This is a genomic window from Rhizobium sp. SRI_017 (assembly GCF_057586295.1).
Genome location: NZ_JBYCZP010000012.1, coordinates 1 through 21,090 on the forward strand (window position 1 = coordinate 1; position 21,090 = coordinate 21,090).

The window sequence follows — 21,090 nt, forward strand, 5'->3', positions numbered from 1 at the left end:
ATTCCGGTGGCTTTCCTGAGAGAGAATCGGGTGTGAATATCCATTCGCGGAAACTGCACCCCATCGACCTCGGCGCGTCAGCCCCCTATATGTCGGTCATATGTCCAAGTACGGAGCAGCCCGATGACCGAAATCCAGCACGTCCCCTTCAAGCGCATGAACGGCACCACCGCCTATCTCGGCGACTATGCGGGCAAGGTCCTGCTGGTGGTCAACACCGCGTCGAAATGCGGCCTGACGGTGCAATATGAGGGGCTGGAAGCGCTCTACCGGGCTAGGAAGGACGAGGGCCTGGAAATCCTGGGCTTCCCCGCCAACAACTTCAAGGAACAGGAGCCGGGCACCGATGCCGACATCGCCGCCTTCTGCCAGCTGACCTATGACGTGACCTTCCCGGTCTTCTCCAAGGTCTCGGTCAAGGGAGAGGATGCCCATCCACTCTATCGCCAGCTCACCGTGGCGCATCCCTATACCGCGGGTGCTGACGACATGCGCAAGCGCATGATCGAGAATGGCATGGGGCCGGAGAAGCCGGAGGACGTGCTGTGGAACTTCGAGAAGTTCCTGGTCTCGCGCAAGGGCGAGGTCATCGGCCGCTATTCGCCCAACATGAAGCCGGACGATGCGGTGATCATGGCGGATATCGAGAAGGCGCTGGCGGAGTGAGGCAATCTCGGCCGGCAACGCTTGAGGATCACCCCCCTCTGCCCTACCGGGCATCTCCCCCTCAAGGGGGGGGGAGATTTGGCGAGTTGCTTGCTCGCTACCCCAAATGATTGTTGCATGCTGAGCATTCGACGTTGAAGAGGGTGCGAAGGAGGTCCTTCATCTAATCTCCCCCCTTGAGGGGGAGATGTCCGGCAGGACAGTGGGGGGTATTTTCTGTCCACATTCTCACTTCATGTCAAAAATATCGATCGGAAAATACTTCGCGTTGATCTTCTGATAGGTGCCGTTGGCGCGGATGGCGTCGATTGCCGCGTTCAGCTTCTCCACCAGTTCCTTGTCCTCGAGGCGCACCGCGATACCGGCGCCCTTGCCGATCCACTTCTCATCCGCGATCGGCTTGCCGATCAGTTCGCAGCAGGCGCCGTCGTCGGTCTTCAGCCAGGCCATCATCGGCAGCATGTCGCCGACCGAGAGGTCGAGCCGGCCGTTGACCATGTCGAGGTTCACTTCGTCCTGGGTCGGATAGAGCTTGATATCGGCATCCGGATAGGTCGCGGCAGCGTATTCGGCCTGCGTCGTGCCAGACTGCGCGCCGATCGTCTTGCCCTTCATGCCCTCGGCGGTGAAGTCCGTGATATTGGCGCCCTTCGGCGCGATATGGGTCATCGGCGCCTTGTAATAGGCCTTGGTGAATGCGACCTTCTCGGCGCGCTCGGGCGTGATGAACATCGAGGCGATCATGAAGTCGAACTTCTTGGCCTGCAGCGCGGGAATGATGCCATCCCAATCCTGGCTCACGACCTCACATTCGACTTTCATTTCGGCGCAGAGCGCAAGGCCGATATCGACATCGAAGCCGCCGATCTTTCCGGCCGCATCGATGAAGTTGAACGGCGGATAGGCACCCTCGGTGCCGATCACCAGCTTGTCGGCGGCCTGGGCCGACAGGGCGGACAATGCGGCGATAGCCGCGGCAAACAGAATTCTTCTCATCGTCATTCCCCTGTTTCCAGTGCCTTTGGGCACCTTTCGCCCAAATCTACGCGCAGCGTGGCCATAAACGAAATAGATAGTTGAAATAATCGCTATCAACCTGAATGATGTTCTTCGCCATCCAGGAGGACATCGAAATGGCCGAAAGCCGACTCGAACGCTTCGCCCACAATCTCGACTGGAACCTGCTGCGCACGTTCGTGGTGGTCGTCGAGGAAGGCTCGATCACCGCGGCAGCCAACCGGCTGTTGCTGCAGCAGCCTGCGGTCTCGATGGCGCTCAAACGGCTCGAACAGACCGCCGGGCACCGACTGATCGACCGGCGCCCCGGCCGTTTCGAAGTCACGGAAGCCGGCGAGCGGCTGCACCGGCAGGCGCGGGAAATCTTCGCCGCCGTGGTCCGCCTGCCCGATGCGCTGGAAAGCGCCGGCACAGACATATCGGGCCATGTCAGCATCCATTCGGTCAGCCATGTCCACCATCCTGGTTGGGATGCCCGCCTTGCCGGCTTCTTCGAGACCCATCCGAAGGTGACGATGAGCGTCACGATCGAGACCACGGCGGATGTCATCAGCGCCGTCGAGCGCGGCCTCGCCAGTATCGGCCTCTGCGACGGCATCATTCCGCCCGGCCTCGACAAAGTGCTCTACAAACGCGAGTTCTATGCGCTCTATTGCGGCCGTGGCCACCGGCTGTTCGGCATCGAGGATGCCGCGCTCAACGACCTGCGCGGCGACTACTACGTTGCTTTCACCGCCGATGTGCTGGGAGGCCAGCATATGAACGCCGTCACCGCGGTGCGCGCCATCGGCTCCTTCGGCCAGGAGGTTCGCGCCGTATCGTCCCATGTCGAGGAAGTGACGCGGCTTATCGCGGCCAATGTCGGGATCGGTATGCTGCCGCATCACCTCACGCAACCGCATGTGGCCGCCGGCCAACTCTGGCAGCTTCCACCTTATGAAAATCTCCCACCACAGGACGTCTTTGTCATCACCAATCCCGCCGCGATGCTCAATCCCGCCGAACAGGCCTTCCGGGCGCATATGCAGGGGCTGGCGCCGCTGATTCACTGAGCAGGTATGGAAGGCTCTTCGGCCCCGCATATGCAATTGCCCTCCCCAGCGCCGATTGGCGCGGATCCGACCGGACGGGGGCCGAAGCGGCGGACCGATATCCGGAATCCGCGGTCAGGACGTCATTTTCCTGCCTGGTTGAGGGCCGCGCATTCTTTGCAGAGCGGCTTGCCGCCGTCCCCCTGCCGAATGTTCTCCTTTTCGATATTGTTGCCGGTGTTGCAGTTGGTGTTGTTGTGATGGATGGTCTGCTTTGTCGAATGCCACGGCGACTTCTTTGGCATGATATCCTCCGGTTCCGTGCGAGCCGCGCCAGCTTCTGCGCTCTTCACCAAGAAAATGTCTAATGGCATCCTGGATATGCGCAACAAACACGCCACATCCTTCGGTTGCTTTCATCGACTCTGCCACATCAATTTTTTTGATATCGAGCTTCGACCCTATAAATTTGAACAGAGTTCGCCCTGCCTGTAGCTCTCTCGACAGGGAGAAACATCATGCAGAGCTACGACATCGCGATCATCGGCGGCGGCATTGCCGGCCTGTCGCTGGCCTATTTTCTCTCAGGCCAGCGCTCCGTCGTGGTGCTCGAACAGGAAAGCGCGCTCGGCTATCATTCGACCGGGCGCTCGGCGGCCGAATTCGTGCTGCGCTATAACAGCCCTGATGTCTGCAAGCTCGCGGCCATCTCCCGGCAATTCTTCGACCTCCCGCCCGAAGGCTTCACCGATGTTCCGCTGCTCCACCCGCGCGGCGGCATCACCATCGCCAGTGCCGAGAAGGCCGAGCGGCTGCATGCGCAGTTCGAGGCGGAGCGGCGCTACGCACCGCTCATGCCGATGACGCCTGAGGAGGCGATCGCCCGCGTCCCTTTCCTCGACCCCGCCTATATGGAAGCGGCCTATTTCGACCCGGAGTTCTGGGACATCGAGGTCGAAAGCCTGCTGCAGGGCTATGTGAAGGGCGCTCGCCGCACCGGCACAGAGATAATCACGGGCGCCGGCGTGACCGATATCCGGGACGATGGTGCGCATTGGCAGATCGAGACGCGCAATGGCCCGGTCATTGCCCGGACGATCGTCAATGCTTCGGGCGGCTGGGCCGACAGCATCGCGACCCTCGCAGGTCGCCGCCCGCTCGGCATCGTGCCGCATCGCCGCACCGCGATCCTGCTCGATCTGCCTGGCATCGACCCATCCGCGATGCCCGAGGTCGCCGAGCTCGACGAGGAGTTCTACTTCAAGCCCGATGCCTTCAGGCTGCTGGTCTCGCCCGCCGACGAGACGCCGTGCGAGCCGGGCGATGTTCAGCCCGAGGAAATCGATGTGGCCTGGGCGGTGCATCACTTCGAAACCGCGACCACGATCAAGGTCAACCGCGTTGCCAAGAGCTGGGCCGGCATGCGCAGCTTCACCCGCGACCGGCTGCCAGCGATCGGCTTCGATCCCGGTCATCCCCGCTTCTTCTGGCTGGCCGGCCAAGGGGGCTACGGCATTCTGAGCTCGCCGGCGCTCGGCGCGCTCGCCGCGGCCATGCTCACCGAAACAGAGATTCCCGAGGGCTACCGCGAACAGGGCCTCGATCCCAAAGTCTTCTCTCCGAATCGTTTCTGACATAGATTCGTCGGGTGAATTCGGGAGCACTGTGATGGCATGGTCGGCGAGCCAATATGTGAAATTCGAGGATGAGCGGACGCGTCCGCCGCGCGACCTGCTGGCCCAGGTGCCGCTCGAGCATATCACAAGCGGCGTCGACCTCGGTTGCGGTCCGGGCAACTCCACCGAACTCCTGATCGAGCGCTTCGGCGCGGCCAGTATTTCCGGGATCGACAGCGATGACGACATGCTGGCCGCGGCTCAAAAACGTCTGCCCTATACGACATTTGCCAAAGCCCACCTCGCGACATGGGCGCCGGACGCACCCCACGATCTGTTCTTCGCCAATGCCGTGTTCCAATGGCTGCCGGATCATCTGGCGATCTTCGAACGGCTGATGGGCAATCTCAAGCCCGGCGGCGTGCTGGCCGTGCAGATGCCCGACAATCTCGACGAGCCGAGCCATCGCGCCATGGTCGACACTGCGAGGGAAGGTCCCTGGGCCGAGCGCTTCGCCGGGTCCGCCACACGACGCGATGCCCTGCCCTCGCCCTCCGCCTACTACGACCGCCTGAAGCCTCTCGCTGAACGCGTCGACATCTGGCACACCATCTACAATCACCCGATGGCGGATGCCGCCGCGATCGTCGAATGGGTCAAGGGCTCCGGCCTGCGCCCCTATCTCGACCGCGCCGGGCCGGACCATCGCGACGGCTTCCTCGACGCCTATACCAAGCGCATCGAGGCGGCCTATCCGAAGCTCACCAGCGGCGGGGTGCTGTTCCGCTTTCCGCGGCTGTTCATCGTCGCCGTCAAATAGCACTCAATCCCTTTCCATCCGCGGCAGCCAGCCGCGGCCAAAGCCCTTGCTGAGCAGCGACTCGGCGGCCGCGAGCTCGGAGCGCAGGAAGGCGCAATCCTCGATCAGCGTGGCGATGGTGGCGATCGGGTCGCCATCGTGCCACGCGAGCGCGAGCGTCACCTCGTCGTCGGGAACGAGCGGTGCCGGCTCGTTGAAAAGGCGCAATTGTCCATCCCCTGTCGATGTCACCAGAGGTCTCCTTCTTGAATGCCTACGCGGTATGAAAACCCCTCTTGGGGAATTTGTTCCTATTTTGTTCTTCAAATTTCCAGGAGTCAAGAGGCAAGAAAATGCTTGTCTACGAACGCGGGGGATGATGTTATGACTAGACATATTGGAGACAGGCCATGGACCATCGCGACATCATAGCCTCCCTTACTCCGGAGCAGCGTGATCGGCTGACTGAGCGGTCGGACGCTCAGGGATTGCTGCATCTCGCGGCCCACTGGGGGCTGATCGTCCTGCTCGGCGTGCTGATTGCGCTTCAAGTGCCCTATTGGTGGGTGCTGATGCTGCCGCAGGGAATCCTCATCGTCTTCCTCTTCACGCTGCTGCACGAGGCGGTGCACAAGACGCCGTTCCGGAGCGAGTGGCTCAACGATGTCGCGGCCCGTGGCTCCGGTTTCCTGCTGATGCTGGGGGCGGACTGGTTTCGCTATTTCCACTTCGCCCATCATCGCTACACGCAGGATCCGGAGAACGATCCGGAGCTGGCCTCCCCCAAGCCCGAGACGGTGTGGCAGTATGTCGTGCATGTCTCGGGGCTGCCGGTCTATTGGGCTGAGGCGAAGGGGTTGATTGGCAATGCGCTCGGGCGGGGCAAGGCGGCCTATATTCCGGGCAAGGGCGAGGCCAAGGTGCGGCGCGAGGCGGTGGTGATGCTGGCGCTCTATGCGGTGCTGGCGGCCGCGTCGGTGTGGCTGCAGACGGCGGTGCTGGTCTGGGTGTGGATCGTGCCGGCGCTGCTGGGCCAGCCCTTCCTCCGGCTCTACCTGCTCGCCGAGCACGGGCGGTGCGCCTTCGTCGCCAACATGCTGGAGAATACGCGGACGACGGCGACGAACTGGGTGGTGCGCAAGCTCGCCTGGAACATGCCCTATCATGCGGAGCATCATTCCTATCCGAGCGTGCCGTTCCACAAGCTGCCGGAATTCCACGCCATCGTCGAGGCGCATCTGAAGGAGACGGAGCGGGGCTATATCAGCTTCAATGCGAAATATTTCGCCTCTCTCAACTGACTACTTCAGCAGCTTTCCCCGGCTGCCGGCATAGATGCTGGCGGAACCGACATTGTCGAAGCCGATGAACAGCATGTTGAGCTTGAACGCATCCGGCTCGCCCTTGCGGCGGAAGGTGATATCGACAGACATGGTCGGATGGGCGAAATTGGCGCTCAGCTCGCGCACGACATCGAATTTCGGCGACGGCGTCGTACCGTTCCAGGCCAGCACCGCGCCTGATGTGGCGAAGATGTCGACCGCATCGAAGAAGGCGTCGCGCTCGGAGCCGGCATGTCCCAGCAGCTCCTCGTCCTTGCAGCGGAACTGCTCGTCCTGCTTGGTCGGCGTGACGCGGATCATGCCCGACACCGGATCGGGGCCGAAGGACAGGCCGCACATCAGCTCGAACTTGGTGAAATTGGTCGGATGCTTGCGGTATTCGTGGACGATGCCGGCGATCTGCCGGACCAGTCCGGTCTGCTGTTCGGGGATGTGCTCGGCGGCCATGCTGGTCTTCCTCATAGATTTGTTGGCGCGCCTTTAGCACAAAGCGGGTGGGATGACAGGGGATTCTTGGCAACACCTCACCCCTCCAGCCCATCCAGCCGGCGCCAGCGGCGCGAGGCGATCACGCGGGTGCTTTCGACGACGCGGGCACCGGGTTGGGCGACGAGGTTGCGCAGAGTGTCGGAATAGGCCTTGTCGACGCGCGCCAGCCCCGCCTCGGGAATATGGAGATAGCAGACGGGAGCCAGCATTGCGTCGCGCGGGACATCGGCGGCATCGGCCGGTGCGAGCCTGATCGTGCCGTCGAGATCGGCAATCAGCGGGCCGGAGCAGACGCCGTCGCGGCGGCATTTGCGGATCGGGCAGTCGAGCGGGGCATGCTCGTCGCTCAGGCAATTGCGCAGCACGGTGGATGCGCAGCGCTTGAAGGTTCGGGCGTTGACGGGGAGCTTCATGGGAGGGTCTCCTCAATAAGGTCTGCGGCAAAGGCGATGTCTGAAAAGGCTCCGGACACAGCAATACGTTCACGCGGCCGGTTTTGTGGTCCGTGGTCTGGGAGAAGTTTCGGACGGGGCGCCTTCTGACGCTCTATGTTTGTTAGTATGTTGCGCCACAAGGCGCCCCGTTATGCATTTGTCCCATGCAACTCCGGTCCCTCTGCGTCACCTGATACCCCGGGCACGCGGACGCTTTTCCAGCCTCCACGTCCACGATGTACCACCCGCCATCCATCGCTGGCATGTCGAGCTCGCGGGGCCATCACCTTCCCGCATGACATCAGGCGCCTCCTATGCCTCACAGGCACGCCAGGCCCTTTTTCAGGCCTGAGGAGGACCATTTTCTGCATGAGCCCCGCGAGCAGCCTGCGTCAAAGCCACCCGAAGGCACATGGCCCGCCTCGCCGGGTGACGCCCACCCGGTGTATCCGACGACGGAACGACAAGGAATGTAGCATGGGGAAGGAAGGATGGGAAGAGAAAATAGGAATATTTTCACAATTACAGATTCTATGTTCCCTTGCGAATGGGCCACATGGTGTCTGCTTGTCTGCAATTTCCATGCGGGCAATCACGAAGGAAAGCAGATCCCGAAGTTCATTTTTCCTCAGATTGTCGGATTTGATATGAGCACGCCTTGTCTGACCGGAAGGCCAGTGGATCCTAGACCGACATTTGCGCGCCCATTTCTATGACACGGTTGGTTGGAAGCCGAAAATATTCCGAGGGATCCGCTGCGGACGAGGCCATGGCGATGAACAGGCGGTCCTGCCAGCGCGGCATGCCGGTATTGGGGTCGGAAACGAATTTGCGTCGTCCCACGTAGAATGATGTCGTCATGATATCCAACTTGTGCCCGGCTTTGCGCAGTTGCGCCATTGCCTGGGTAATGTTCGGCTCCTCCATGAAGCCGAACGTCAGCGTGATCACCGAAAAGCCGTGCTCGAGATCCTGAACCTGAGCTCGATCCTGAGGCGACACGGTGGGGGTATCGGCCGTTCGAACATTCAATATAACATTCGTGTTGTGCAACACGTGATTGTGCTTGAGATTGTGGAGCAGGGCCACCGGCGTGGCTTCCGGCTGGGATGTTAGAAACACTGCCGTTCCCGCCACCCGCTCCGGGCTGTGCTCGCTCTTGTGCGAAATCGATTCGATGAACCGAGCCAACGGAATATAGTCCCGCCTTGCCTTGTCCGCGACAATTGCCGCACCCCGCCGCCACGTCCACATGACGACGACACAAAAGGCGGCGAACAGAATGGGGACATAGCCGCCATCGTGCACTTTCAAGAGATTGGCGGCGAGGAATATGAACTCCAGGAGCGCCAGAGGCGTCACGATAAGCATGGACGCGATGACAGAAAATTTTCTGTGAACGCGCAGAAAGTCGAAGAACATGATGGTCGTGACGACCATGGCGCCGGTGACCGAGATTCCATAGGCGGTGGCAAGCGATTCAGACGTCTGAAAAATAAGGACGAGAAGCATCACTCCAAACAGAAGCAGCATATTCATTGCAGGAAGATAGATCTGACCCGAATGGCTCGCGGAGGTGATCAAGACCTGCATTCTCGGCAGGAAACCCAAATGCATGGCTTGCTGCGCCATCGAAAAGGCACCGGTGATCACCGCCTGACTTGCGATGATAGTCGCTGCCGTAGCGAGAAGGACGACGGGCAGGATCGCCCATTCAGGGAACATCAGGAAGAAGGGATCGCTTGCCGCCGCAGGATCCTTGAGGACCAACGCACCCTGTCCCAGATAGTTGAGCGCCAACGCCGGAAATACGACCACAAACCAGGCCCATTGAATCGGCCGGCGTCCGAAATGTCCCAGATCGGCGTACAGAGCCTCGGCTCCCGTCACCGTCAGGAAAACCGCGCCGAGCACGACGAAGCCGGCCCATCCGCCGTGGATGACAAACCAGGCGGCGTTCCATGGATTGATTGCTGCGAACACGGCCGGATCGTCAGCGAGGTGAATGACCCCACCCAGCGCCATGACGACGAACCACACAAGCGTGATGGGGCCGAAGGCCTTTGCGACAGCGCCGGTGCCCCGAGCCTGCACGACGAAGAGAGCGACGAGGATGGCAATGGAGATCGGAATAACGAACTGCGCAAAGCTGGGGGCCACCAGCTTCAACCCCTCAACGGCCGACAGCACGGAGAGGGCCGGTGTGATCATGGCATCACCGAGGAACAGCGCGGCGCCTACCAAACCAAGCGCGAGCAGAATTTTCCGGCGCCCTTCCGTGACCTGTCTCGACAGCAGGGCGAGGAGTGCAAGCGTTCCCCCTTCACCATTGTTATCAGCACGCAGCAGGAAGCACACATACTTTATGGTGACGATGATCGTCAGCGTCCAAAGCATGAGTGACACGAGGCCGATGACCTCGGCATCCGAAATGCCGTCGGAAGCGACCGGCCGAAGTGCTTCGCGAAACGCATAGAGCGGGCTTGTCCCGATATCGCCATATACGACACCGATCGAACCCAATGACAGGGCTGCCAGCCTTGCCAGAGGCATTTGGTGCTCGGATTTTTCGGGAAGCACGGCTTGGCTCATGAAGAACGATCCTTGTTGGCATCGCTGGTCGCGGACAGGGAGCAAATAGCCGTCGCTAAGGCCTGGCACATATGAAAGCCATTCGGAAAAAGGCCCTGTGGCATAAAGATTTCATAAAGACAGCATATGCGCCCCCCGGCGCTGCATCCGGGTCGCCAACACTTGTCAGCAGTCAGCCCGAATAGTCCCCCATTCCAGGGTATCTGACCCAGGGCCACCTTTCCTCCCCTCTCCCTCCCATGCTAACAATCCCGCCATGCAAAAAGGTGATCATCTCTTTCTCGTCGATGGCTCGGGTTATATCTTCCGGGCGTTCCATGCTCTGCCGCCGCTGACGCGGAAGAGCGACAAGCTGCCGGTGGGGGCGGTGAGCGGGTTCTGCAACATGCTGTGGAAGCTGCTGGTCGATGCGCGCAACACCGAGGTGGGCGTGACGCCGACGCATTTTGCTGTCATTTTCGACTATTCCTCGACCACCTTCCGCAAGGCGCTCTACCCCGAATACAAGGCCAACCGCTCGGCGCCGCCGGAGGAGTTGATCCCGCAATTCGGGCTGATCCGCGAGGCGACGCGGGCGTTCAACCTGCCCTGCATCGAGATCGAGGGTTTCGAGGCCGACGACATCATCGCCACCTATGCCCGCCAGGCCGAGGCCATCGGCGCCGAGGCGACGATCATCTCGTCGGACAAGGACCTGATGCAGCTCGTCACCGAACGGGTGCATATGTATGACGGCATGAAGGACAAGCAGATCTCGATCCCCGAAGTGATCGAGAAATGGGGCGTTCCGCCCGAGAAGATGATCGACCTGCAGGCGCTGACCGGCGATTCGACCGACAACGTGCCCGGCGTGCCCGGCATCGGGCCGAAGACGGCCGCCCAGTTGCTCACCGAATATGGCGATCTCGACACGCTGCTCGCGCGCGCGCACGAGATCAAGCAGGAAAAGCGGCGCGAAAACATCATCGCCTCGAAGGATCTGATCGCGATTTCGAAGCAACTGGTGACGCTCAGGCTGGATACGCCGGTGACCATGCCGCTCAGCGACCTCGCGCTCGAGCCGCAGGACGGGCCGAAGCTGGTGGGCTTCCTCAAGACCATGGAATTCACGACGCTGACCAAGCGCGTGGCGGATGCCTGCGGCGTCGATGCGGCGGCGGTAGAGCCGTCCTTCGTGCCCGTGGTGTGGGATGGCGCGGCGCGCGGGCCGGATCTCGATGCGGCGCCCAAGGTGGTGCAGGCGGTCGAGGGCGCGGCGCCGGCCAAGGCGGCGACGGCGGAGGTCGAGACCGGGGCGGATGTCTTTGCAGCCTCGGCGCTGGCGCGGGCGCGGGCGGAGTTTTTTGCAACCGACAAGATCGATCATTCGACCTATGAGACGGTGACCACGGTCGAGGCGCTCAATCGCTGGATCGCCGATGCGCGCGAGACCGGCGTGGTCGCCTTCGACACCGAGACGACCTCGCTCGACCCGATGCAGGCGGAGCTGGCGGGCTTTTCGCTGGCGGTGACCGGCAATGCGACGGCGCCCGCGGCAGGGCCGATCCGGGCCTGCTACGTGCCCGTGGGTCACAAGAGCGGACATGGCGACCTGCTCGGTGGCGGGCTGGCCGACGGGCAGATCCCGGTGCGCGAGGCGCTCGCGCTGATCAAGCCGCTGATGGAAGATTCGGCCGTGCTGAAGGTCGGCCAGAACATCAAATATGACTGGCTGGTGATGAAGCGGCACGGCATCGAGGTCGGGCCGTTCGACGACACGATGCTGATGAGCTACGTGATCGATGGCGGCGGCAACACGCCGCATGGCATGGACCCGCTTGCCGAGCGCTGGCTGGGGCATACGCCGATTGCCTTCAAGGACGTGGCCGGCTCGGGCAAGGGCGCGGTGACCTTCGATCTGGTCGATATTGCGAAAGCCTCGGCTTATGCGGCGGAGGATGCCGATATCACGCTCCGGCTCTGGCTGGTGCTGAAGCCGCAGGTGGTGGCCAAGGGGCTTAGCCGCGTCTACGAGCGGCTGGAGCGGCCGCTGGTCCAGGTCATCGCGCGGATGGAGGAGCGCGGCATTTCGGTCGACCGGCAGGTTCTTAGCCGGCTATCGGGCGAGCTCGCGCAATCGGCGGCGCGGATCGAGGAAGAGATCTATGGGCTGGCCGGCGAACGGTTCAATATCGGTTCGCCCAAGCAGCTCGGCGACATCCTGTTCGGCAAGATGGGTTTCGATTCCGGTGGCGGCAAGACCAAGACCGGGCAATGGTCGACCTCGGCGCAGGTGCTGGAGGATCTCGCAGCAGTGGGGCATGAACTGCCGAGGAAAATCGTCGACTGGCGGCAGCTGACCAAGCTCAAGAGCACCTATACCGATTCGCTGCCCGGCTACATCCATCCCGACACCAAGCGGGTGCATACCAGCTACGCCATGGCGGCGACGACGACGGGGCGGCTCGCCTCCTCCGAGCCGAACCTGCAGAATATTCCGGTCAGGACGAGCGAAGGGCGGAAGATCCGCACGGCCTTCATCGCGGCGCCCGGCAATGTGCTGATCTCGGCCGACTACAGCCAGATCGAGCTCCGGGTGCTGGCGCATTTCGCCGATATTCCCCAGCTCAAGCAGGCCTTCGCCGACGGCATCGACATCCATGCGATGACGGCGTCGGAAATGTTCGGCGTGCCGGTCGCGGGCATGCCCTCGGACGTAAGACGGCGGGCGAAGGCGATCAATTTCGGCATCATCTACGGCATCTCGGCCTTCGGGCTGGCGAACCAGCTGTCGATCGAGCGGTCGGAAGCCGGCGATTATATCAAGAAGTATTTCGAGCGCTTTCCGGGCATCAAGGACTATATGGATGCCTCCAAGGCCAAGGCGCGCGATCTCGGCTATGTCGAGACGATCTTCGGGCGGCGTATCCACTATCCCGAGATCAAGTCGTCCAATCCCTCGGTCCGCGCCTTCAACGAGCGCGCCTCGATCAACGCGCCCATACAGGGCTCGGCCGCCGACGTGATCCGCCGCGCGATGATCAAGATGGAGCCGGCGCTGGAGAAGGCCAAGGTGCATGCACGGATGCTGCTGCAGGTGCATGACGAACTGATCTTCGAGACGACGGAAGAGGAAGCCGAGAAGGCGATCCCCGTGATCCGCACGACGATGGAACATGCGGCGCTGCCGGCAGTGTCGATGTCGGTTCCCCTGGCGGTGGATGCAAGGGCGGCGAAGAACTGGGACGAGGCGCATTGAGCGCCTTGTCCGGCCTCAGATCACGCTGGTCTCGACAAAATCCGCCTCACCGACGTCGCTCGCCTTGACGCCGATCAGCACGATCGTCTGGCTGTCGCTGAAGCTGATCACCGTGTCCTGGCCATATTGGAAGACCTGCAGCCATTCGATGACGTCGGAGCCGACGCCGATATAGTCCTGGTTCGTTCCGCCGCCCTTGGCATCGAAATCCTTGATCACATCATTGCCCTCGCCTGACGCGAAGATGAAAAGGTCGGACCCGGCATTGCCGCTCAGCGTGTCATTGCCCTTGCCGCCGCAGATCAGGTCCGAACCGTCGCCGCCCTTGATGGTGTCGCCGCCAATCTGGCCGACGAGGTCGTCATCGCCGGCGCCGCCGGAGATCGTGTCGGCACCCCTGCCGCCGACAATCCCGTCGGCGACGCCAGTGCCGGACATCACATCATTGCCGCCCTCGCCATAGAGCAGCACGCCGGTCGCCGACGTGTAGCCGTCCATGTCATCGCTGCCATTGCTGCCGAAGACGATCATCTGTTCAGCCTCGGCGCCGTCGTCATTGGTGCTGTCGGCGTCGAAGGCCGCTTCGACGCCGGTGCCGATGAAGCCGGGCAGGCTGTCCCAGGCGCGGTCGCCGTCCGCCACTTCGGCCATGTAGGCCCAGTGCGAGACATTGGCGAGACCGCTGCCGGTCGTCATCTGCATCTCGAAATACCAGTCGCCGTCGCGCTCGACCATGCGGCCGGTACCGATGGTGAGGTTGCTGCCCTCGGCGAAGCTGAAGGAGACCGCGCCGCTTGGGGCAATTGACCCGACCAGCGTCGAGGTGACCCAGCCGTTGCCGAGCGTGGTGCGGACCTCGCCGAAGACATAGCCATCGACCACATTGGTAATGTGCCAGAGGGTCTGATCGACGAGCGGCATGACGGACCCGCCACCCGCGGCAAAGGCGCCGAGATAGGCTGTCGGCACATACCAGTAGCTGTCTTCGAGGATTTCCCAATCCTGATCGGCCATTCCGCTCCTCCCTGTGGTTGTGTGGGATGGATAATGCCAAGGCGATGTGAGAAATCAATCCGCGAGAACTTTTCGAACACCGGCTGTCGGAATCACGTCTGGCCAGCCGTCGTCACTATGAAAATGCGATGGAGGATAGTGATGACCATCACGATTACCGCCTTTGAAAGCTCGCCCGATCGCGGCAGGGGTCTGGCGCGCGACATGCGCGTCCGGTGGGCGCTCGAAGAAGTCGGCCAGCCCTATGACGTCCGTCTCGTGTCCTTCGAGGCGATGAAGCAGCCCGCGCATCTTGCGCTGCAGCCGTTCGGGCAGATCCCGACCTTCGAAGACGGCGATCTCGCGCTGTTCGATTCCGGCGCGATCGTGCTGCATATCGGGGAAACCCATCCCGGCCTGCTGCCAGACGATGCCAAGGCCCGGGCGCGGGCGATCACCTGGATGTTCGGCGCGGTCTCGACGATGGAGCCAACCATCGTCGAGCGTGAAATAGCGTGGTTCACGGAGGGCGACAAGCGCTGGTACCAGGAGCGCCTGGCGATGGTCGAGGAACGCATCCGCAAACGGTTGGGCGAGCTCTCCCTGCGTCTCGGCGAGGCGGACTGGCTCGATGGCGAATTCAGTGCCGGGGACCTTCTGATGATCTCGGTGCTGCTGCGGGCGAAGGTGCAGGGGCTGCTGGAGGAATTTCCCAATCTCGCGGCTTATGTTGCACGCGGCGAAGCGCGCCCGGCCTACAAGCGGGCCTTTGCTGCCCAATTGGCGGTGTTCGAAGCGGCGACGAAGGGCAGCTAGCGGCCCGCCCAATGCATGGCGAACCGGACGAGGTCGGCCTGCCGTGAGGAGCCGGTCTTCTTGTAGAGGCTTTTGAGATGTGCGCGGACCGTCTCAATCGAGCGGTGCTCGCTGTCGGCGATCTCGCGCACGGACTGGCCTGCATAGACGGCTTTGAGAATGCGGAGTTCGGTGTTGGTAATCGCGAACTCGGACTGCAGATGCGCCTCGTTGAGCAGTGGGAACGCATTCTTATGCTCCAGCGTGACGACGACCGTCGGTCCTTCGAAATAGGTCGCCTGGCGATCCTTCTGCACCTTGACCATCGAGATGCGGGTGCCGCCCGAGAGATAGCTCACGACTCGCGGGCCTGGATAATCTGGAGCGAGCATGGCCTCGAGGGCGGCGTCGCCCTGGCGGTCGGCGAATTTGATGCCGCCGGTGATCCCGACGCGCACGACCTTGGTGCGTTCCATGATCTCGGAGGCGACTGCTGAGACCGACTTTGGCCTGCCGGCGAAGCCGACCACCACGACGCCCATGTCGATCTGGTCGAACAGCGTCGTGCCGAGTTCGCCGATGACCTTGTCGCGATAACCGGCCTGGAAATGGCGGAAGGCGCGGCGGAGATGGGGTGCGAGCCGGGTCAACCGGTCGGCGGCCTGCCTGTTGGCATCGGCATCGGCGCTCGAGGTCAGGGTCGAGAGCAGGAAGACCCGGCTGTCCTCGCGGTCGATGGTGATGCCGACGGCGCTCTCGGCACCGATCGTGCGATAGGAGTCGTGGTAGAACTCGGTCTTCAAGAATTTTTCGCGCGGCAGCATCTGCTCGGCGACGACGCCGAGGCCGACCTTGCGGACCGCAGCATAGGGCATCCAGGGATTGATCTTCGAATAGTAGCGGGCGTAGCTCTCGGTCCAGTCGGGCGGCAGGCGACTGTTGATGTCGATCGCCCCGACGGACTGGCGGGCGTCGTGATAGAGCAGGCCGGACATGCCGCCCGGCAACCCGTCATCCAGTTTCAGCAGAAATTCCTGCCACGTGGCCTCGCCGAAGACCGTCGCGTAGATAAGGTCGACGAGTTGATCGTCATACTCTGCACCAAGCCGCATGCCCCGACACTCGTCCAGGAGTTGAGCATGCAGGCTACAAGCATTCCCGAATGCTGTCGATGAGCAATACGGGTGTATTGAAGATTGTGCTTACCGATCGGACGCAGGCAGTTCGTAATGGGTTCGGCCCGTGCGTTGGTCGCGCCTGACGATGCGGAGCAGTCCGAGGTCTTCCAGCGTGCCGATTTCGCGGAGTGCCAGGGCGTGGCTGACATCCAGCGCGCGGCAAAAGGCAAGGCTGTCCATGGCGATGCCGAGGTCGGCGGCGGCGAGGATGCCGGAGGAGAGCGTGGTGAGGCGCGGATCGGCGGCGATGCGGGATTCGACGCGGGTGAGGTAGAGGGTGGTGGGGTCTGGTTCGTTCATGGGCTCAAGCAAGCTTGCGTGTCTCGAAAAATACCCCGCCCCGAAACCCCGCCCCACAAGGGGGAGGGGCCAACTCGGCCGCAGCCCTCGGGACAACTTGCATCGTCGCGCATGTTGAGAGGTCGCCTTGGGCAGGGAGGAAGCGGCATATTAAGCCCCTCCCCCTTGTGGGGAGGGGTCTTTGTCTGTCACGCAGCCAATGCCGCGGCCCGTTTACGGAACGACACCAGCACAGACTTCGACGCCGGCGTGTCGCTCTCCGAGCCGAAGGTGGAGAGCGGGACCAGCACATTGAGCTCAGGATAGTAACCCGCGACGCAGCCGCGGGGGATGTCGTAGGGCACGAGGCGGAAATCCTCGGCGATGCGGGAGATGCCATCGTCGTGGCGACCAAGGACGTCGACTCGGTCGCCTGAAGCCGCGTCGATCAATTTCATGTCCTCGGGATGCATGAAGACGACCCGGCGTTCGCCATAGACGCCGCGGTATCGATCGTCCATGCCGTAGATCGTGGTGTTGTACTGGTCATGGCTGCGGAAGGTCTGCATGACGAAGACCCCGTCCTCGCCGCGGGCGATCTGGTGCTCGGTGGCCTCGGGCAGCGAAACCGACGAGAAGGTCGCCTTGGCGGCCTGCGTGTTCCAGACGCGTTCGGCGGCGGAATTGCGCAGGTAGAAGCCGCGCGGTTTGCGGACGCGGATGTTGAAATCCTCGAAGCCCGGGATGGTGCGGGCGATGAGGTCGCGGATCCTGTCGTGGTCGTCGGCCAGCGCCGCCCAGTCGAATTTTTGCGAGCCGACGGTGGCGGCGGCGATGCCGGCGATGATCGCGACTTCGGAGCGAAGCTCGGGCGAGGCCGGGCGGTTGATGCCGCCGGAGCCGTGAACCATGCTCATCGAATCCTCGACCGTGACGATCTGGCTGACGCCCTTGGAATTCTTGTCGATTTCGGTACGGCCGAGGCAGGGCAGGATGTAGCTGACCTCGCCGGTCAGGAGATGCGAGTGATTGAGCTTGGTGGCGATGTTGACCGTCAGCTTCTGCGAGGCGAGTGCCTTGGATATCAGCGTGCTGTCGGGCGTGGCACGGGCAAAATTGCCGCCGAGCGCGATGAAGGCCTGCGAGGAGCCATCGAGCATGGCGCCGATCGCGGCGAGCACGTTGTGGCCGTTATGGCGCGGGACCTTGAAGCCGAATTCCCGCTCCAGTGCATCGAGAAAGGCAGCCGGCGGCTTTTCGTTGATGCCCATGGTGCGGTCGCCCTGGACATTGGAGTGGCCGCGGACCGGGCAGAGGCCGGCGCCGGGGCGGCCGACATTGCCGCGCAGGAACATGAAGTTCGAGATTTCGCGGATCGTGGCGACCGAATGCTTGTGCTGGGTGACGCCCATAGCCCAGGTGCAGATGACGCTTGATGCCTTCATGTAGATGGCGGCGGCTTCTGCGATCTCGGCACGGGTCAGGCCGGACTGGTCCTCGATCTCGTCCCAGTTCGTGGCCTCGACCGTAGCGCGGTAGGCGCCGAAATCGGTGGTATGGGCTTTGATGAAGGCGTGGTCGATGACCGGCACGTGGCCGCCGGCACGGGCGGCGTCGTCGGCGGCGAAGACCAGTTTGGCCATGCCACGGAAGGCCGCCATGTCGCCGCCGAGGCGCGGCTGGTAGTAGTTGGTGGCGATCGACTTCGAGCCGCCGCGCAGCATTTCGAACTTGGCCTGCGGGTCGGAGAAGCGTTCCAGGCCGCGTTCGCGGACCGGATTGAAGACCACGATCTCGGCGCCGCGCAGCGAGGCCTTGCGGAGGTCGCCCAGCATGCGGGGATGGTTGGTGCCGGGATTCTGGCCGACGACGAAGATCGCATCCGCCTTCTCGAAATCCTCGAGCTTCACCGTGCCCTTGCCGATGCCGATCGACTGGCGCAGTGCAACGCCCGAGGCCTCGTGGCACATGTTGGAGCAATCGGGGAAATTGTTGGTGCCGTAGAGGCGGACGAAGAGCTGGTAGAGGAAGGCGGCTTCGTTGGAGGCGCGGCCGGAGGTGTAGAATTCGGCGCGGTCGGGATTGTCGAGGCTGTTGAGCACCGAGCCGATCTCTGCGAAGGCTTCGTCCCAGGCGACCGCGCGGTAGGTATCGGTGGCGCGGTCGTAGCGCATCGGATTGGTGAGGCGGCCTTCCTGTTCCAGTTCGTAATCGGACCAGGATTTCAGTTCGGTGACGGTATGCTTGGCGAAGAAGTCCGGGCGGACACGCTTCTCGGTCGCTTCCCAGGCGACGGCCTTGACGCCATTCTCGCAGAATTCGAAGGACGAGCCATGTTCCGGATCGCCCCAGGCGCAGCCCGGGCAATCGAAACCATCGGGCTGGTTGGCCTTGAGCATGGTGCGGGCGCCCGCGAGCGGCGAGCCGCTTTCGAGCAGGCGCTTGCCGCAGCTCTTGAGTGCACCCCAGCCGCCAGCGGCGCTGGAAGGCTTTCCGATGAATTCCGGCTTCGACATGAACACCCCGATATATTGCAACGCAGCATAGATGAGCCGCGACATGCGGTCCACGAGAAAACAATCCGGTTTCAGATGGTTGGGTTGAATGTGCCAGCAGAGATGCCACCCACTCTTGCCTGAGCGCGTCTCTTATATTCGCAATTGCGGTAAAATTGGAGTCTGAAAGTCTAGTTATTGTGACTTCCGCACATAATCATCCGGCGTGAACAGCTCCATCGTGCCGAAGCCGCGGATCTCGTGTTCGCCGAGTGCGCGCAGGGGTCGGCGGCTTAGGGCATTGGCGGCGGGGCCGATGCAGATGGTGGTGCCGAGGAACTTGTTGGCGTCCTGCAGGCGGGCGGCGAGGTTGATGGAATTGCCGTGGGCGGTGTAATCGAGCTTGCCGGCCATGCCAACCTCGCCAAGCACGGCGATGCCCGTCTCGATGCCGAGTCGGGTTCGGCCGAAATCCTTGGCCTTGAAGTCCGGCCGGTTGCGCATTTCCTCGGTCAGGCGCGAGATGGCGAGTGCGCAGTCTATCGCCTTGTTGACATGGTCGGGAAGGTCCTCCGGCGCATTGAAGAAAGCGTGGACGGCATCGCCCACGACCTTGTCGACCATGCCGCCGTGGTCGGCCACCAGCTTGTTGACCTCGGCGAAATAGACATTGAGCAGCGCCACCAGTTCCTGCGCCTTGACGCGGCCGGCGAGCGTGGAAAAGCCTTCGATATCGGTGAAGAGAGCGGTCACCGGCCGCTCCTCGCCCGACATGCTGCCCTTGGCGGGGTGATCGAGATAGCGGTCGACAACGGTCTGCGGCAGATATTGCGCGAAACGCTGGCGGGCGACGCGCTCGACGCGCCGAGTCTCGGCGAATTGCGAGAAGGCGGCGACGACCATCACCAACGCCAGCATGACCGTGATGGTGAAGCCATCGGTCAGCCAGCCTGTGCGGGCGTAGATCGTGTAGGAGGCGGCGATGGTGACACCGATGACGCCGATCCCCGCGGCCAGGATTTCCCAGGGCCGGAAGCGCGCGCTGAGCAGCGCCACGATCAGGCCCGCGAACAATGTGTAGCCGGCTTCGAGATTGACGAAGCCGTCGTCGCGCAGCGGCACGAAATTGGTTAGGATCGAATTGGCGAGATCGGCATGGATCTGGGTCGAGGCGACGAGTTGTGCGGCGGCACTGTCGCGCAGGCCGCCGAGTGTGGGTAGCGACGAGCCGATGAAGACGATCTTTTCGCGGAAGAGGCGCGACGGGACCTTTGACTGGATGACGTCGACCGCCGATACCGTGCGGCTCAGCATCGCCGCCGGATGGCTCGCAACGAAGCGCATCGAGCCGTCCTCGGCAAGCGAGAAGATCTCGCGGCCGAGCTTGAGCCATGGCGGGGTGCCGCCGAGCAGCGGTGTCTTGATGTCGTAGTAGCGACGCACGGCTTCGAGCCCGAGCGCCGGATAAGGCTCCGAGCCGACGATCGAGAAGGCCTGGATGCGGCGGACGCGCGAATCCTCGTCGCCGATCAGGAAAGCCGCACCCGAAGATGCCGCCTTCTTCTGGAACATCTCGCAGGAAGCTTCGGCGCCGGGCACGAACCACAGCGCCGGCACCGTGAGCGAGCGGGCGATCGCGAGTGTCGGCAGCGGACGGGGTGATTTACCCTCGACATCGGAGAGCAGGAAGCCGAGCAGCGAGGGTGCCTGGCCAAGCGCCGTGGCCAGCCGCTTGTTGGTCTCCGACGCCGTGTCGCAATCGGTGGAGAAGACAAGGTCGAAGGCGATGACCGAGGGGCCATCGGCGGCGATCTTCTCGACGAGTTCGGCGGTGTTGGCGCGCTGCCATTTCTGGTCGGGCATGGCGGCATAGGATTTGCGGTCGATATCGACCACGACCACCGCCGGCGACACCGGGACGGAGACGAGCTGGGTGAGCTTGTCGAAATAGAGCTCGCGGCCGCCCTCCAGCCAGTCATCGGGCACGAAAATGATGAGCAACGCCGCGGCAATGCTCGCCAATATGCCGACATGGAAGGGCCGGAAGCGGAAGGTCATGCTGCCTGTTTACACAATCATACGAGAGTTGGCAGGGGTATTATAAGCCCATTGTTTCAGCTTGCCG

The 21,090-nt window shown here is 62.6% G+C and carries 18 protein-coding genes; 7 read left to right on the forward strand and 11 right to left on the reverse strand.

All coding sequences use genetic code 11. The annotated features are described in order from the left end of the window. The first annotated feature begins 123 nt into the window (after window positions 1-123). Window positions 124-666: a glutathione peroxidase gene (locus tag AC2YI2_RS23260; RefSeq protein WP_487388888.1), complete on the forward strand. Its 543-nt coding sequence runs from the start codon at window positions 124-126 to the stop codon at window positions 664-666. A 228-nt stretch (window positions 667-894) separates the two neighbouring features. On the opposite strand, the gene AC2YI2_RS23265 is transcribed toward AC2YI2_RS23260, so the two are convergent. After that, entirely contained in the window at window positions 895-1,668 is a 774-nt protein-coding gene (locus tag AC2YI2_RS23265) for an ABC transporter substrate-binding protein (RefSeq protein WP_487388889.1), read from the reverse strand. Window positions 1,669-1,799: 131 nt separating this feature from the next. Between AC2YI2_RS23265 and AC2YI2_RS23270 the strand changes: the two genes are divergently transcribed. Then, entirely contained in the window at window positions 1,800-2,735 is a 936-nt protein-coding gene (locus AC2YI2_RS23270) for a LysR family transcriptional regulator (protein ID WP_487388890.1), read from the forward strand. A 122-nt stretch (window positions 2,736-2,857) separates the two neighbouring features. On the opposite strand, the gene AC2YI2_RS23275 is transcribed toward AC2YI2_RS23270, so the two are convergent. Next, window positions 2,858-3,019 carry a hypothetical protein gene (locus AC2YI2_RS23275; RefSeq protein WP_487388891.1) on the reverse strand — a complete coding sequence of 54 codons (162 nt, stop codon included), beginning with the start codon at window positions 3,017-3,019 and terminating at the stop codon, window positions 2,858-2,860. A 213-nt stretch (window positions 3,020-3,232) separates the two neighbouring features. Between AC2YI2_RS23275 and AC2YI2_RS23280 the strand changes: the two genes are divergently transcribed. Together AC2YI2_RS23280 and tam are read left to right on the forward strand one after the other, a co-directional pair. Continuing rightward, on the forward strand, window positions 3,233-4,348 hold the full coding sequence (locus AC2YI2_RS23280) for an NAD(P)/FAD-dependent oxidoreductase (RefSeq protein WP_487388892.1): 1,116 nt from the start codon (window positions 3,233-3,235) through the stop codon (window positions 4,346-4,348). 34 nt (window positions 4,349-4,382) lie between these two features. Then, entirely contained in the window at window positions 4,383-5,150 is a 768-nt protein-coding gene (tam, locus tag AC2YI2_RS23285) for a trans-aconitate 2-methyltransferase (protein ID WP_487388893.1), read from the forward strand. 3 nt (window positions 5,151-5,153) lie between these two features. Here tam and AC2YI2_RS23290 read toward each other — a convergent pair whose 3' ends face one another. Then, entirely contained in the window at window positions 5,154-5,381 is a 228-nt protein-coding gene (locus AC2YI2_RS23290; protein WP_487388894.1) for a hypothetical protein, read from the reverse strand. A gap of 158 nt (window positions 5,382-5,539) precedes the next feature. On the opposite strand from AC2YI2_RS23290, the gene AC2YI2_RS23295 reads away from it, so the two are divergent. Continuing rightward, window positions 5,540-6,430, forward strand: coding sequence for a fatty acid desaturase family protein (locus AC2YI2_RS23295; protein WP_487388895.1), 891 nt, complete (start codon window positions 5,540-5,542; stop codon window positions 6,428-6,430). On the opposite strand, the gene AC2YI2_RS23300 is transcribed toward AC2YI2_RS23295, so the two are convergent. The 3 genes from AC2YI2_RS23300 to AC2YI2_RS23310 all read right to left on the reverse strand — a co-directional run bounded on the left by AC2YI2_RS23300 (window position 6,431) and on the right by AC2YI2_RS23310 (window position 9,987). Next, the gene (locus tag AC2YI2_RS23300) at window positions 6,431-6,919 is read right to left on the reverse strand and encodes a hypothetical protein (protein ID WP_487388896.1); all 489 of its coding nucleotides are present in this window, start codon (window positions 6,917-6,919) and stop codon (window positions 6,431-6,433) included. A 77-nt stretch (window positions 6,920-6,996) separates the two neighbouring features. Then, window positions 6,997-7,374 (reverse strand): hypothetical protein, encoded by a 378-nt coding sequence (locus AC2YI2_RS23305; RefSeq protein WP_487388897.1) that lies wholly within the window; start codon window positions 7,372-7,374, stop codon window positions 6,997-6,999. 705 nt (window positions 7,375-8,079) lie between these two features. Then, on the reverse strand, window positions 8,080-9,987 hold the full coding sequence (locus tag AC2YI2_RS23310; protein WP_487388898.1) for a potassium transporter Kup: 1,908 nt from the start codon (window positions 9,985-9,987) through the stop codon (window positions 8,080-8,082). A gap of 256 nt (window positions 9,988-10,243) precedes the next feature. Here AC2YI2_RS23310 and polA point away from each other — a divergent pair, with 256 nt between their 5' ends. Then, window positions 10,244-13,225, forward strand: coding sequence for a DNA polymerase I (polA, locus tag AC2YI2_RS23315; protein WP_487388899.1), 2,982 nt, complete (start codon window positions 10,244-10,246; stop codon window positions 13,223-13,225). Between the two features lie 15 nt (window positions 13,226-13,240). Here polA and AC2YI2_RS23320 read toward each other — a convergent pair whose 3' ends face one another. Beyond that, on the reverse strand, window positions 13,241-14,239 hold the full coding sequence (locus AC2YI2_RS23320; protein ID WP_487388900.1) for a calcium-binding protein: 999 nt from the start codon (window positions 14,237-14,239) through the stop codon (window positions 13,241-13,243). 141 nt (window positions 14,240-14,380) lie between these two features. Between AC2YI2_RS23320 and AC2YI2_RS23325 the strand changes: the two genes are divergently transcribed. Next, the gene (locus AC2YI2_RS23325; protein WP_487388901.1) at window positions 14,381-15,034 is read left to right on the forward strand and encodes a glutathione S-transferase family protein; all 654 of its coding nucleotides are present in this window, start codon (window positions 14,381-14,383) and stop codon (window positions 15,032-15,034) included. On the opposite strand, the gene AC2YI2_RS23330 is transcribed toward AC2YI2_RS23325, so the two are convergent. The 4 genes from AC2YI2_RS23330 to AC2YI2_RS23345 all read right to left on the reverse strand — a co-directional run bounded on the left by AC2YI2_RS23330 (window position 15,031) and on the right by AC2YI2_RS23345 (window position 21,023). Next, on the reverse strand, window positions 15,031-16,125 hold the full coding sequence (locus AC2YI2_RS23330; protein WP_487388902.1) for a helix-turn-helix transcriptional regulator: 1,095 nt from the start codon (window positions 16,123-16,125) through the stop codon (window positions 15,031-15,033). The two genes, AC2YI2_RS23325 and AC2YI2_RS23330, sit on opposite strands and share 4 nt — an antisense overlap. Before the next feature lie 90 nt (window positions 16,126-16,215). Further along, a complete protein-coding gene (locus AC2YI2_RS23335) occupies window positions 16,216-16,491 on the reverse strand; it encodes a hypothetical protein (RefSeq protein WP_487388903.1) in 276 nt (91 codons plus the stop codon). A 188-nt stretch (window positions 16,492-16,679) separates the two neighbouring features. Then, window positions 16,680-18,986: an FdhF/YdeP family oxidoreductase gene (locus AC2YI2_RS23340; RefSeq protein WP_487389084.1), complete on the reverse strand. Its 2,307-nt coding sequence runs from the start codon at window positions 18,984-18,986 to the stop codon at window positions 16,680-16,682. A 174-nt stretch (window positions 18,987-19,160) separates the two neighbouring features. Beyond that, window positions 19,161-21,023, reverse strand: coding sequence for a CHASE2 domain-containing protein (locus AC2YI2_RS23345; protein ID WP_487388904.1), 1,863 nt, complete (start codon window positions 21,021-21,023; stop codon window positions 19,161-19,163). Between the last annotated feature and the right edge of the window lie 67 nt (window positions 21,024-21,090).